Source organism: Microbacterium thalassium (genome assembly GCF_014208045.1).
Taxonomy (GTDB): domain Bacteria; phylum Actinomycetota; class Actinomycetes; order Actinomycetales; family Microbacteriaceae; genus Microbacterium; species Microbacterium thalassium.
In genome coordinates, this window is the sequence record NZ_JACHML010000001.1 from 765,386 (window position 1) to 778,367 (window position 12,982).

A 12,982-nucleotide genomic window follows, 5' to 3' on the forward strand; every position below is an offset into this window, starting at 1 on the left:
GCGGGTCCGGCTCAGGGACCGCCGACCGCGATGGAGACGCTGCCGTCCCCGAGAACGGTGATCTTGCCGGTCACGGTGAAGGGCACCTCCTCGGACAGGTGGTACACCGTGCCGTCGAACAGCGACTGCACGTCGACCTCGAGCTTCGCGACGGCCTCGGCTCCGGGGATCGACCAATCGGCGCCGGACGGGACGACCTCGACGGTCGGATGCAGCGTGATCGACCACGAGGGCAGCGACACGACCCGGTCCTGCAGGACGTACCCGAACGGGCACGACGTGGGCTGCAGCACCTCCTGCGTCGCGCAGCCGTCGAGGAACTCGGTGACGCGCTCCTGGACGACCGAGACGAACTGCTCGGTCGCGCGCGCCTGGATCGAGACGGGGATGTCGCGGAACGGGCTGTCCGACAGCACCGCGACGCCCGAACTGGACGAGATCGACGTGTCGACCGACACGGAGTAGATGCCCGGGGTGAACACCAGCAGCGGCAGTGACGCGGCGGGGTCGGCCTCGACGCCGTCGACCGAGACCTGGCGCTTGTCGATCGTGAAGCCGTTGACGTCGAAGGTCATCGAGCCTCCGACGGTGAGATCCATCACCGCGAGCGGGCTGCGGGCGAAGCGCCAGGTGGGAGCCGGGCCGATCCAGCCGTCCTGCTCGACCGAGAAGGTCGTCGTGCCCGGGTAGCCCGACGCGCGGTACGAGACGGTGACGGTCGTGATGCCGGACTCCTCGTCCGTCGATTCGCTGACGATCTCGACGTCGGTGATGGGCCCGAGGGCGGCCTGCCGGAGCAGAGCGTCGGATGCCGTCTGCGGCAGGCCCGCAGCCTCGAGGTCCACCGAGTCGACCGCGACCCCCGGGACGGCCAGTGCGTCGGCGGCGCGGCCGTCGGCCAGCAGCCCGACGTAGCGGCTGACGAACGCCGACGGACTGTAGAGGTTGCTGTAGAGGGCGCCCACCGTCGCCCACAGGGCACCGGCGAGGACGACGAACACGACGCCGATGAGCGTCAGATCCAGCGCGAGCGACCGACGACGCACGCGCTGCGCGCCCGTCTTCGCACTCGGCTGATCCATGCCCGCAAGTCTAGGAAACGCCCGCTGGGAAGTAGCATGAACCGGTGGCCGTCTCGTCTCTCTCGCCCGAGCAGGAGGCGGTCTATCGGCTCATCGAGGACACGCGGGACCACGTCTTCGTGACCGGCCGGGCGGGTACCGGCAAGTCGACGCTGCTGCAGCACCTGGCCTGGAACACGTCGAAGCAGATCGCGGTGTGCGCACCGACCGGCGTCGCCGCCCTCAACGTCGAGGGCCAGACCATCCACTCGCTGTTCCGCCTCCCCATCGGCCTCATCGCGGACAGCCAGCTGGACCAGTCGGACGCGACGCGCAAGATCCTGAACGCCATCGACACGCTCGTCATCGACGAGATCTCGATGGTCAACGCCGATCTCATGGACGCCATCGACCGGTCGCTGCGCCAGGCCCGCGGGCGGCGGTCGGAGCCCTTCGGCGGCGTGCAGCTGGTCATGTTCGGCGACCCCTATCAGCTGGCGCCGGTGCCGCCGCGCGGCGACGAGATGCGCTACATCCGCGACCACTACCGGTCCTTCTGGTTCTTCGACGCCAAGGTGTGGGCGGGGGAGCGCAGCGACGACGGGGCGCCGGCGCTGCTCGAGATGGGCCGCTACGGCGCCGAGCTGCACGTTCGCGAGCTCGTCGACATCCACCGCCAGTCGGATCCGGCGTTCAAGGAGATGCTCAACGCCGTCCGCTACGGGCGCGTCACCGCCGACATCGCGCAGGTGCTCAACGACACCGGCGCACGCACCCCGCCCGAGCCCGTGGACGGCGAGCCGCCGATCATCACGCTCGCCACGCGCAACGACATCGTCAACGCGATCAACCGGCGGCACCTGGACGCCCTGCCTGGACGCCTGCAGACCGCCAACGCCGAGATCAACGGCGACTTCGGACGCGGCGACGCGGCCTACCCCGCCGACGCCGAGCTGCGCCTGAAGGTCGGCGCGCAGGTGATGTTCCTGCGCAACGACGCGTCGAACTTCGGAGAGCCGCCGCGCTGGGTCAACGGCACGATCGGCACCGTCACGCGCATCGCGGGCGGGTCGGTGCGGGTCGAGATCGACGGCGAGAACGTCGACGTCGAGCCGGCCGTGTGGGAGAGGTTCCGCTACGCCTACGACGCGGGGAAGCGGTCGCTGACGCGCGAGATCGTGGCCGAGTTCACGCAGTTCCCGCTGCGCCTGGCGTGGGCGGTGACGATCCACAAGTCCCAGGGCAAGACCTACGACCGCGCCGTGATCGATCTCGGGTCCGGCGCGTTCGCCCCGGGCCAGACCTACGTCGCCCTGTCGCGGCTGACGTCGCTGGACGGGCTGTACCTGTCGCGGCCGCTGCGGCCGAGCGACATCCGCGTCGACGCGGACGTGCGGCGCTGGATGGCCGAGGCCCGCGGGGCCTCGGTATGACCGCGGAATCGGCCGGAGGGCGCGACGTGTGTTTGAATCGAGGGGCACGATCACCGGGGGGTGGGATGCCACGTCGAATCGCCAGAGGCCGCGCCGGAGCGGCCGTCGCGGCCGTCGTCGCGCTCGCTCTCGGGCTCTCGGCGTGCTCCGGTGAGCCGACGGTTCCGATCGACGTCCCCGAGCAGGTCACCGGGGATCTCCCCGAAGAGACGCGCACGCAGCTCGAGTCCGCCGTCACGGCGGCGATGGAGGCGACCGGGTCGACCGGCGCCATCGTCGGCGTGTGGGCGCCGTGGAGCGGCAGCTGGGTCGCCGGGCTCGGCACGGTGACGACGGACGGGCCCGCGGTGGACCCCGACATGTCCTTCAAGGCCGGGCGGATCACGCGGGCGATGACCTGCGATGTGCTCTACCAGCTGGCAGAGGAGGGCACGGTCCGCCTCGACGACAGCGTCACGACCTATGTCGGCGGCGTCGCGAACCTCGGCGACGTCACGCTCGAGCAGCTGTGCGACAGCACGAGCGGCATCGGCCGGTACTACTCGTCGTCGCTGCTGGCGATGTGGCTGTCGAACCCGGAGCGGGCGTGGAAGCCGCAGGAGCTGGCCGCGTTCGGCCTCGGTGCGGAGCGCACCTCCGACCCCGGACTCATCTACCGCGACTCCGACGCCGGATACCTGCTGCTCGGGCTGGCGCTCGAGCGCGCGACGGGCAAGAGCGCCGAAGACCTGATCCAGGAGTACGTCGCGGGACCGCTCGGACTCGAATCGACCTATCTCGAGGTCGGCGTCCCCTCGAGCGATCTCGACCTGCTCGACGGACTGCGGTTCGCGCGCGCGGACGGCGACTGGGTGTGCGACGAGACGGTCGACCTCACGAATATGTCCGGGAGCATCGGCTACACCGACTCGGGCGTGATCTCGACCATCTCCGACCTCGGGCGCTACGCGCAGGCCCTGGCGGCCGGAACGCTGATGCCGTCGGGCACGGACCGGTTCGACGACCCGAACCCGACGAGCTCGTCGGCGCCGTCGTGGTACTCGTACGCAGGGGGCGCCTTCCAGGCCGGAACGCTCATCGGATCGTGGGGCTCCGTGCCCGGGTACCTCACCGCTGTGTTCGCCGACGCCGAGTCGGGCCTCGCCGTCGCGGTGGTCCTGAACAACTCGGCTGCGAGTGCATCGCAGGTGAGGTCGCTGTCGTGGGAGCTCGCGGCCATCGCGTCGAAGGCGCAGGCCGCCGGCGGCGGAGAGATCCCCACGGCGGGCCTGCCGTGGACCGCTGAGGACTATCACGCGCGCATCGCCGACAACGCGATCTGCGGCGGCTCCGAGTGACCGGACCGCGGTGAGCCCGCGGTCGGGGACGCCGACGGCCGTCCTCCTCGTGGTGGTCGGCCTGGCGTGCCAGGAGATCGGCGCGTCGCTGGCCGTGCTGCTGTTCCCACGCGTCGGGCCGCTGGGCATGGTGATGCTGCGCCTGGTGTTCTCGGCTCTGCTGCTGCTCGTGATCGCCCGGCCGAGCGTGCGCGGGCACTCGGGCGCCGCGTGGCGGTCGGTGGCGGCCTTCGGGCTGGTCCTGGCCACCATGAACGGCCTGTTCTACCTCGCGCTGGAGCGGCTGCCGCTCGGCGTGACGGTCACGATCGAGGTGCTGGGCCCCCTCGTGCTGTCGATCATCGCGAGCCGGCGCCGGTCCGCGTGGCTCTGGGCGGTGCTGGCGCTCGCCGGTGTGGTCGCTCTCGGCGGCGGATGGGACCGGCTCGACCCGCTCGGGGTCCTGTTCGCGCTCGGGGCGGCGGCGAGCTGGTCGGGCTACATCCTCGCGGCCGCGCGGGTCGGGCGGGAGTTCGCCGGCCTCGACGGGCTCGCGCTGGCCATGTCGATCGGCGCGCTGATCTCGGTGCCGTTCGGAGTGGCGGATGCCGGTGCGGCGCTGCTCGATATCCCGCTCGTCGCGATCGGTGCGCTTGTTGCGCTGCTGTCGTCGACGATCCCCTACACGCTGGAGCTGCTGGCCCTGCGTCGGCTCGCGCCGGCGGCCTTCGCGATCCTCATGTCGCTCGCCCCCGCGACCGCCGCGCTCGCCGGATTCGTGCTCCTCGGCCAGCACCTGTCGTGGCTCGAGGTGCTCGGCATCGCCCTGGTGATCGCCGCGAGCATCGGGGCGGTGCGCTCGTCGGCGCGGGCCGCCCGTGGCGCCGCCGAACCGCTGGGCTGAAGCTCCCGGTGACGGGTGTACGCTCGCGGGGATGGCAGACGCACCCACCGACACGCAGCCCCGCTGCCCCGGCTGCGGTGCGCCGATGACCCAGGTCGACGGAGCGTGGGAGTGCACGAGGTGCAACGACATCCTGACGCCGACCGGCCCGATCCGGCTGCCGCTGGCTGACGATCCGGCGGCGGACGAAGACCACTGGAGGGGCTGACGCCAGGCGGTTGCTGTGTGGAGGGGCTGACGGGAATCGAACCCGCGCTGTCTGCTTGGGAAGCAGAAGTTCTGCCATTGAACTACAGCCCCGAGGCGCCGGGCGTGCCCGGCGACCCTGCTACCTTACCCCAGCCGGTCGGCGATTCCGCCACTCCGGCGCCGGGTCACGCCTCGGCGGCCGCCTGCGCCTCGGCGCGCTTGTAGGCGCGGTTCCGGGCGCCGAGCACGATGGCGGCCAGCACGGCGGCGATCAGCGAGGCGACGAGGATCGCCACCTTCGCGTGGTCGTACTCCTGGCTGCCCGACGGGAAGCTGAGCTCCGCGATCAGCAGCGACACGGTGAAGCCGATGCCGGCGAGGATGCCGACGCCGATGAGGTCCATCCATCGCAGGCTCGGGTCCAGCTTGACGCGGGTGACGGTGGCGACGAGCCACGTGGTCGCGACGATGCCGATGGGCTTGCCGACCACCAGACCCGCGATGATCGCGAGGGTCAGCGGACTCGTCAGGGCCGACGCCAGTCCATCGAAGCCGCCGATGGCGACGCCGGCGGCGAAGAAAGCGAACACCGGCACGGCGAAGCCGGCAGACAGCGGGCGGAAGCGGTGCTCGAACTCCTCGGCGAGGCCGTGCTCGTCGGCATCCGCTCCCTTGGGCGGGCGGACCGGGATCATGAAGCCGAGCGCGACGCCGGCGATGGTCGCGTGGATGCCCGAGGCGTGCATGAACGCCCACGCGACGACGCCGATCGGGAGCAGGATCAGCCACGCGGCGAACGGGCGGTTCTTGAACAGGTGCGGGAAGCGGTAGGCGAGCACGCCGTACACCGCGATGACGACCAGCGACACGACGAGCGGCACGATCTCGATGTGGTCGGTGTAGAACACCGCGATGATCGTGATCGCGATGAGATCGTCCACGACGGCGAGCGTGAGCAGGAAGATGCGCAGCGCGCTCGGCAGGTGAGACCCGATGATCGCGAGCACGGCGACGGCGAACGCGATGTCGGTGGCCGTCGGGATCGCCCACGCCTTGGTGAGGCCCTCGCCCTGCGACGCGATCCCGATGTAGATGAGCGCGGGGACGGCGACGCCGCCGATGGCGGCCATGATCGGCACGACCGCGGTGCTGGGATTGCGCAGGTCACCCGTGACGAACTCGCGCTTGAGCTCGAGGCCCACCAGGAAGAAGAACACCGCCAGCAGGCCGTCCGCCGCCCACGAGCCGAGGCTCAGCTGGAGGTGCCACGGCTCGTAGCCGATCTCGAAGTCGCGCAGCGCGAAGTACGACTCCGCCCACGGCGAGTTCGCCCAGATCAGCGCGATCGCGGCCATCCCCACCAGGAGCATGCCGCCGACGGTCTCCTTGCGCAGCAGCTCGGCGACGCGAGCCGCCTCCGCGCGCGAGACTCTGACGGGGAAGATCCGCAGTCCGCGCGGTCCAGGGGTGTTCGGGGATGTCATGAGTGCTTCCGGTCGTGCGTTCGCGAGTGGATGAGCGGGCCGATGCCCCGTCAAGCCTACGTGGCGGCGCGCGGAGACGGGTGCGCGGGGCATCGCCGCCGCTAGGCTGAACCCGTGCTGCTGAGCGACCGTGACATCCGCGCCGAGATCGCGGCGGACCGCATCGGCATCGCGCCGTGGGAACCCGCGATGGTGCAGCCGTCGAGCGTGGACGTGCGGCTCGACCGCTACTTCCGCCTGTTCGACAACCACAAGTACCCCTTCATCGACCCGGCGGTCGACCAGCCCGACCTCACGCACCTCATCGAGGTGGATCCGGCCGAGCCGTTCATCCTGCATCCGGGCGAGTTCGCCCTGGGGTCGACGTTCGAGCAGGTGACGCTGCCCGACGACGTCGCCGCGCGGCTCGAGGGCAAGTCCTCGCTCGGTCGCCTGGGCCTGCTCACCCACTCCACGGCGGGCTTCATCGACCCCGGCTTCTCGGGTCACGTGACCCTCGAGCTGTCGAACGTCGCGACGCTGCCGATCAAACTGTGGCCGGGCATGAAGATCGGTCAGCTGTGCTTCTTCCGGCTGTCGTCGGCCGCCGAGAACCCGTACGGCTCGGGGCCCTACGGCAATCGCTACCAGGGGCAGCGGGGGCCGACGGCCTCGCGGTCGTTCCAGAGCTTCCATCGCACCGACGTCGGCGTGACCGAGGCCGGGTCGCGCGGGGCCTGAGTCAGCAGCCCACCACGAGGGCGAGCGAGGTGTCGCCGCACGCGAGCACCTCGCATCCGTCTCCGATCGCGACCGGCTCGACGGACGGATGCCGCACGGCCTCGGCCAGCCCCGGGGTGCGCAGGATGGACCCCGGCTCGCGGTGCGTGTCGGTCGAGGTGACGACCCGCGCCGACGCGTTGACGATCGTCGCCGGCCCCGGCGCCGATCCGAGCACCGGGAGCAGCTCCCGCTCGAGCCGGTCGACGAGCGCGTCGGCTCCGACCATGCCCACCATGGTGCCGCCCACGACGACCGGGATCGTGATCGTGACGGTGTAGTCGTCGGTGCACACGTAGTCGACGTAGGGCCCGGTCAGGTGCCGGGCACCGGTCTCGGCGGGGACGCGCCACCACTCCAGCGCGGTGTAGTCGCGGAAGAGCTCGTTCGCCGGATCCTCGACCGCCTGCAGGCGTCGCGGGGGACGGTCGGCGGCGGTCTCGCGCAGCCACCACGCGAGGTGGTACGCGGCGTCGGCCAGGATTCCCGGTGCGGCGACGAAGCCCGCGCCGGTGACGAGGGTCTCCTCGGAGACGGCGGGAATCGCGAACGAGGCGACCAGGGGATCGAGCTCGACGGTCGTGAGCGCGGCGTCTCCGGCGAGACTCCCGGCCAGCCCGGCGCGCCAGCCGTCGATCATCGCGAAGATCTCGTCGAACCGGGCGGCGACCCCCGCGGCGGCTGCGGCCGCGGCGCGTGCGTCGACGGTCGTCATGGCGTGCCCTCCTTCGTGGCAGTGGTGGATGCCGGCACCTCGCCGGCCGGATGCTCCAGGCGCGAGCGCTCCTCGACGAGCCAGCGGAACGCCCCGTCGATCTGGGCGATCGTCGTCGCCCGCGCCGCGTCGGCGTCGGCGTCGGCGATCGCGGCGATCACCTGCTCGCGGGAGCGTGCTCCGCGGTCACGGTACTCCTGCTCGCGCAGGCACAGCCACAGCAGCGGTCCGGCCTCGCCCTGCAGTCGCACCTCCTCGTTCACGAGACGCGGCGACTGGCTGATGGCCGCGACTTCGAGCTGGAAGCGCGTGGTCGCGCGCCGCGCGCCGCCGGCTGTCGCCAGATCCGCCCCCTCGGCGATGCGGCGGAGCGCGGCGACGTCGTCCTCGCTCGCGCGGTCGGCGGCGGCCTCGGCGGCCATGCCCGCGATCGCCGAGACATGCAGCGCGAGGTCGCGCAGCTCGATGCGGCTGAGAGCCCGCAGGCGGTCCTCGTGCACGTGGGGGGTGGAGTCGCGGTCGAACGTGACGAAGCTGCCCCCTTCGCGGCCGCGACGCGTCAGCACGAGCCCGCGATCGCGCAGCATCTCAAGGGCCTCGCGGGCGGTCACGAGCGCGACGCCGAGGCTGCGCGAGAGCTCGGACTCGCTGGGGAGTCGCTCGCCGTCGCGCAGGACGCCGCTGACGATGGCGTCGGTCAGCCGCTGCGCGACCAGCTCCGCCCGCCCCGTCGGATCCAGCGGCGCGAACACGACGGCGCGGGCGGCGTCGATGCGGCCGGTCGCCTGCGGCATGCGTCTCCTCGAGGGCTTCGCTGGCGGGGAGCGAGGATTCGGCCTCGCGCATCATGAACGTAACACGATCGGCGATCCGGACATCTGGATCCAGATGATTCGCGGACGCACGACCGTCGGTCGCTGATGGCGGGCGATCGGCGCGGGGACGTCAGGCCACGCGGGAGGCCTTGTCGTCGGCCAGGTCGCCGAACAGCTCGGTGTTGAACCGGTAGGCGAGCAGGACCTCTTCGACGACCCGCTCCCGCTCCTGCTCGTCCCACGGCGCCGCGTCCAGCTGCGCGCGGTACACATCCTTGAACGCGGCCGGGTCGGCGATCTCGTCGAAGAGGTAGAAGCCGATGCCGTTGGTCTCGAAGTCGAACCGGCGCGACATCACGCGGCCGATGTACAGGCCGCCCGACAGGTCGCCGAGGTAGCGCGTGTAGTGGTGGGCGACGAAGCCGCCCGCCCAGGTGGCGCCGACCTCGTCGATGCGGCGCGTGTAGCGACGCGTCGTCGGCAGCGGGCCGATGCGGTCCCGCCAGTCCGCGCCGATCAGGAAGGTCAGGTCCGCCTCGAGCGCGGGCAGACGCGTGAGCCGGTCCGAGATGAACGGTGCGGCGACCGGGTCGTGCCGCATCCGCTCGGCGGCCCGCTCGAGCGCCTCGTAGATGAACCAGTGCTGAGCGACCAGCGCGATGTAGTCGTCGCGCGTGCCGGCATCCGACATCAGGTCGGCCATGAACCCGGCGGACTCGCTCGACGAGTGGGCCGCGTGGGATCGTGCGCGCAGCGCCGACGAGAACGGGATCGGAGCGTTGTCCATGGCCCGATCCTAGGACACTTAGGGTCACCTAACCAGGGCGATGCGGTGGGCCGTGTCAGCCGTGCGGGCGAGCCGGCACATCGAGGATGCGGCAGGCTTCGTCGTAGAGCGCCACGACCTCGCGACGGATCTCGGGCCGCTGCGTGATCGGCCCCGAGGGCCAGGCCACGACGACCTCGCGCACGACGCCGTCGGCGCCCGTGGCGGACCAGGTGCCCGCCTCGGAGTCCAGTCCCGTCATCGTCGCCGAGACGACGTCGGCCTCGGGGCCGAACGCCCTCGCGATCAGCACGTTGTCGTCGGTGTGATCGCCGTTCATGTGCGCGAGGACGGCAGCGGTCACGGCGTCGTCGAACCCGGTGGACATGTCCCCAGGATAGGTCCCGTCAGTGCGCGGTCGTCACGCCCACCTGATCGTGCACGAGCACCGCGGCGGCGCGGGCGCCCTGGCCGGCCGCGACGATGAGCTGCTGCGGCCCGGGCGCCGCGGCATCGCCCGCCGCGTAGAGACCCGGGATGTCGGTGCGGCCCGATCGGTCCACGATCAGATGTCCGTCCGCGTCGCGCTCGACGTCGACGCCGGCGAGGAAGTCGAGGGCCGGATCCCACAGCGGGCGCACGAATCCGCCCGTCACGGGCACGATGTCGCGGTCGGCCAGGCGCACGCCCGCCACCTGACCGCGCTCGCCCTCGAGGTCGGCGATCGCGCGACGCTCGACCGCGACGCCGGATGCCGTCAGCTCGGCCTCCGCCACGGTGTCGACGGCATCCGATCCGTTCGTGAAGACGGTCAGCTGATCGGTCCACCGGGCGAGCAGCCGTGCGCGTGACGCGAGGTCGGGCGTCTCGCCGATGAGGGCGAGCGGCCGATCCTGCAGTTCCCACGCGTCGCACGCCGCACAGCTGAACACCGAGATGCCGTAGTAGGAGCGCAGCGACGGAATCGCCGGGAGCGTCTCGCGCAGACCCGTGGCCACCAGCACCGAGCGTGCCGCGATCGCGGGCGGGGTGTCGGCGCCGCGGCCCGCGAGGGCGACGGCGAACCGGCCGCCGGCATCCGTCCTCTGCTCGATGACGGCGGCGGCGACCGTGCGGTCGTAGATCCGGACCGTGGGGTACTGCGCGAGCTCGGCCCGGGCGATCTTGCGCAGCTCGAGCGGCGGCACGCCGTCGCGTGTGAGGAACCCGTGCGAGCGCAGGGTGGCGGCGTTGCGGGGGCGCCCCGCGTCGACGAGGGCCACCGAGACGCGGGCGCGTCCGAGGTTGAGTGCGGCCGACAGCCCCGCGGGACCGCCGCCGATGATCACGACCTCCACGTGGGCGGGCGAGGGTGTGTGCGTCATGACTCGATCAGCGCTCCCGCCCGTGAGATCGCCACCTGCTCGTCGCGCGGGACGACCTTGACGCGCTCCCGCGTGTGGCGGTGCCCCGAGCCGAGTGCGCGCTCGTGCGCGTCGAGGGCCCGCCAGCCGTCCCACGTCGTGAAGCCGACCTCGCGCTGCGCGAGGAGGTCGACCACGTCGCCGGCCGCCCTCGGCGCAGCGAGGCGCCCGGCCGCGGCATCCGCGACGAGGTGGGCGACGGTCTCCATGGCATCCGACTTCGTGTGCCCGATGAGCCCCACCGGCCCGCGCTTGATCCAGCCGGTGGCGTACAGGCCGGCGATCGCGTGGCCGTCGTCGCCGGTCACGCGGCCCTCGACGTTCGGCACGACGCCGCGCGCCGCGTCGAAGGGAGCCCCCAGCACCGGCGTGCCGTAGTACCCGACCGCGCGGTACACCTGCTGCACCGCGATGTCGCGGAACTCGCCCGTGCCCGTGAACGTGCCGTCGCCGTTCGGGGCGGTGCGCTCGAACCGCACGCCCTCGACCCGGTCTGCGCCTCGAATCTCGACGGGCGCGTGGTGGAAGTGCAGATGCAGTCGTCGTGTCGCGTCGGTGCGCTCCCGGCCGCGCCACGAGTTCAGGACCCGCAGCATGACCTTGAGCTGGTTGGTCTTCGCCCGCGCCGGGTCGGCGTCGGCGAAGTCCTCGTCGTGCACGATGATGTCGACTCCGGGCACCTCGCCGAGCTCGCGCAGCTCGATGGGGGTGAACTTGATGTCGGCGGGTCCGCGGCGGCCGAACACGTGCACGTCGGTGACGGTGGAGGCCTCCAGGCCCGCGAGCACGTTGTCGGCGATCTCGGTGGTCCGCAGGTCCTCGGGGAGCTTCGCCAGGACGCGTGCGACGTCGAGGGCGACGTTGCCGTTGCCGATGACGGCGACGGATGCGGCATCCAGCGGCCACTCCCGCGGCACGTCGGGGTGGCCGTCGTACCAGGCGACGAAGTCGGCGGCGCCGTACGAGCCCGGGAGCCCGACGCCGGGGATGTCGAGTCGCGCGTCGCGGATCGCGCCGGTGGCGATGATGACGGCGTCGTAGCGCTCGGCGAGCTCGTCCAGGGCGATGTCGCGGCCCACTTCGACGTTGCCGATGAAGCGCGTCGTCCCGGCATCGAGCATCTCGTGGAGGGAGTTCACGATGCCCTTGATGCGCGGGTGGTCGGGTGCGACGCCGTAGCGGATGAGGCCGTAGGGCGCCGGCAGCGACTCGAACAGGTCGATCGCGACGTCGCCGCCGGCGTCACGCACGGCGCCGGTGAGGATGTCGCCGGCGTAGATGCCGGCCGGGCCGGCGCCGATGATGGCGACGCGGAGGTTCAGGGGCGAGATGGTCACAGCGAGGGGCCTTTCAGGGGGTCGAACGTTGCGAGATCGAGGGTCTTGAGCGCGTCGGGGGCGTACGGGCTGAGCCGCACGACGTCGCCGACGACGACCACGGCGGGCGAGCGCACGCCGCGGGCGGCCGCCTGGCCGGCGATGGTGGCGAGGGTTCCGACCGTGACGCGCTGGCCGGGGCCGTACCCGTCCTCGACGATCGCGACGGGGCAGTCCGCGCCGCGCTCGCCGCGGGCGAGCGTGATGGCCGAGTTCGCGAGCGTGCCCACGCCCATGAGCAGCACCACCGTGTGGTCGCGCCCGCCACCGAGTCCGGCGATCTGGTCGTGCGCCGTCGCGACGGTGAAGGTCGTCGTGACTCCGCGGTGCGTGAGCGGGATGCCGGCGATCGCGGGCACCGCGACCGCGCTCGTGATGCCCGGCACGACCTCGACCGGGATGCCGGCGTCCTGGCAGAACGCGAGCTCCTCGCCGCCGCGCCCGAACACGTAGGGATCGCCGCCCTTGAGACGCACGACCCGCTTTCCGTCGCGCGCGAGCTGGACGAGCAGCGCGTTGATCGCGTCCTGCGGCACGGCGTGGTGGCCGGGGCGCTTGCCGACGTCGACGACGTCGGCGGTGAGGCGGATGCCGTCGGCCGCGAGCCCGTCGAGGACGCTGCGCGCGCCGAGGCGGTCGGCGACGATCACGTCGGCGGCCTCGAGGGCGCGCAGGCCCCGGATCGTCAGGAGCCCGGGGTCGCCGGGTCCTGCTCCGACGAGCTGGACGATTCCCTGTGTCTCGGTCATGTCGATTCCCTG

At 72.0% G+C, this 12,982-nt stretch carries 14 protein-coding genes and 1 tRNA gene; 5 read left to right on the forward strand and 10 right to left on the reverse strand.

The genetic code is table 11. The annotated features are described in order from the left end of the window. Window positions 1-11: 11 nt before the first annotated feature. Window positions 12-1,082 (reverse strand): hypothetical protein, encoded by a 1,071-nt coding sequence (locus tag HD594_RS03640; RefSeq protein WP_184749660.1) that lies wholly within the window; start codon window positions 1,080-1,082, stop codon window positions 12-14. A gap of 44 nt (window positions 1,083-1,126) precedes the next feature. On the opposite strand from HD594_RS03640, the gene HD594_RS17650 reads away from it, so the two are divergent. The 4 genes from HD594_RS17650 (at window position 1,127) to HD594_RS03660 (ending at window position 4,922) form a co-directional block, all read left to right on the forward strand. After that, entirely contained in the window at window positions 1,127-2,494 is a 1,368-nt protein-coding gene (locus HD594_RS17650) for an ATP-dependent DNA helicase (protein ID WP_184749661.1), read from the forward strand. 65 nt (window positions 2,495-2,559) lie between these two features. Further along, window positions 2,560-3,831 carry a serine hydrolase domain-containing protein gene (locus HD594_RS03650; protein ID WP_184749662.1) on the forward strand — a complete coding sequence of 424 codons (1,272 nt, stop codon included), beginning with the start codon at window positions 2,560-2,562 and terminating at the stop codon, window positions 3,829-3,831. 10 nt (window positions 3,832-3,841) lie between these two features. Continuing rightward, window positions 3,842-4,714, forward strand: a complete 873-nt coding sequence (locus HD594_RS03655) for an EamA family transporter (RefSeq protein WP_184749663.1) — start codon at window positions 3,842-3,844, stop codon at window positions 4,712-4,714. Window positions 4,715-4,745: 31 nt separating this feature from the next. Continuing rightward, on the forward strand, window positions 4,746-4,922 hold the full coding sequence (locus HD594_RS03660) for a hypothetical protein (protein WP_184749664.1): 177 nt from the start codon (window positions 4,746-4,748) through the stop codon (window positions 4,920-4,922). Window positions 4,923-4,940: 18 nt separating this feature from the next. Here HD594_RS03660 and HD594_RS03665 read toward each other — a convergent pair. Both HD594_RS03665 and nhaA read right to left on the reverse strand, forming a co-directional pair. After that, a tRNA-Gly gene (locus HD594_RS03665) sits at window positions 4,941-5,014 on the reverse strand. A 74-nt stretch (window positions 5,015-5,088) separates the two neighbouring features. After that, window positions 5,089-6,387 carry a Na+/H+ antiporter NhaA gene (nhaA, locus tag HD594_RS03670; RefSeq protein ID WP_184749665.1) on the reverse strand — a complete coding sequence of 433 codons (1,299 nt, stop codon included), beginning with the start codon at window positions 6,385-6,387 and terminating at the stop codon, window positions 5,089-5,091. 114 nt (window positions 6,388-6,501) lie between these two features. Between nhaA and dcd the strand changes: the two genes are divergently transcribed. Then, a complete protein-coding gene (gene dcd / locus HD594_RS03675) occupies window positions 6,502-7,107 on the forward strand; it encodes a dCTP deaminase (protein WP_184749666.1) in 606 nt (201 codons plus the stop codon). A gap of 1 nt (window position 7,108) precedes the next feature. Here dcd and HD594_RS03680 read toward each other — a convergent pair whose 3' ends face one another. From HD594_RS03680 to cobA, 7 genes are all read right to left on the reverse strand, one after another. Further along, on the reverse strand, window positions 7,109-7,861 hold the full coding sequence (locus tag HD594_RS03680; RefSeq protein WP_184749667.1) for a cache domain-containing protein: 753 nt from the start codon (window positions 7,859-7,861) through the stop codon (window positions 7,109-7,111). Further along, the gene (locus tag HD594_RS03685; protein WP_184749668.1) at window positions 7,858-8,655 is read right to left on the reverse strand and encodes a FadR/GntR family transcriptional regulator; all 798 of its coding nucleotides are present in this window, start codon (window positions 8,653-8,655) and stop codon (window positions 7,858-7,860) included. The genes HD594_RS03680 and HD594_RS03685 overlap by 4 nt, the downstream gene beginning before the upstream one ends. A 151-nt stretch (window positions 8,656-8,806) precedes the next feature. Further along, complete coding sequence (locus HD594_RS03690) at window positions 8,807-9,463, reverse strand: biliverdin-producing heme oxygenase (RefSeq protein ID WP_184749669.1); 657 nt, start codon at window positions 9,461-9,463, stop codon at window positions 8,807-8,809. Window positions 9,464-9,518: 55 nt separating this feature from the next. Then, on the reverse strand, window positions 9,519-9,830 hold the full coding sequence (locus tag HD594_RS03695; RefSeq protein WP_184749670.1) for a DUF2470 domain-containing protein: 312 nt from the start codon (window positions 9,828-9,830) through the stop codon (window positions 9,519-9,521). A gap of 19 nt (window positions 9,831-9,849) precedes the next feature. Further along, a complete protein-coding gene (locus HD594_RS03700; RefSeq protein WP_184749671.1) occupies window positions 9,850-10,806 on the reverse strand; it encodes an NAD(P)/FAD-dependent oxidoreductase in 957 nt (318 codons plus the stop codon). After that, on the reverse strand, window positions 10,803-12,182 hold the full coding sequence (locus HD594_RS03705) for an FAD-dependent oxidoreductase (protein ID WP_271171291.1): 1,380 nt from the start codon (window positions 12,180-12,182) through the stop codon (window positions 10,803-10,805). The genes HD594_RS03700 and HD594_RS03705 overlap by 4 nt, the downstream gene beginning before the upstream one ends. Next, window positions 12,179-12,970 (reverse strand): uroporphyrinogen-III C-methyltransferase, encoded by a 792-nt coding sequence (gene cobA, locus HD594_RS03710; RefSeq protein ID WP_184749672.1) that lies wholly within the window; start codon window positions 12,968-12,970, stop codon window positions 12,179-12,181. Before cobA ends, HD594_RS03705 begins: the two co-directional genes overlap by 4 nt. Between the last annotated feature and the right edge of the window lie 12 nt (window positions 12,971-12,982).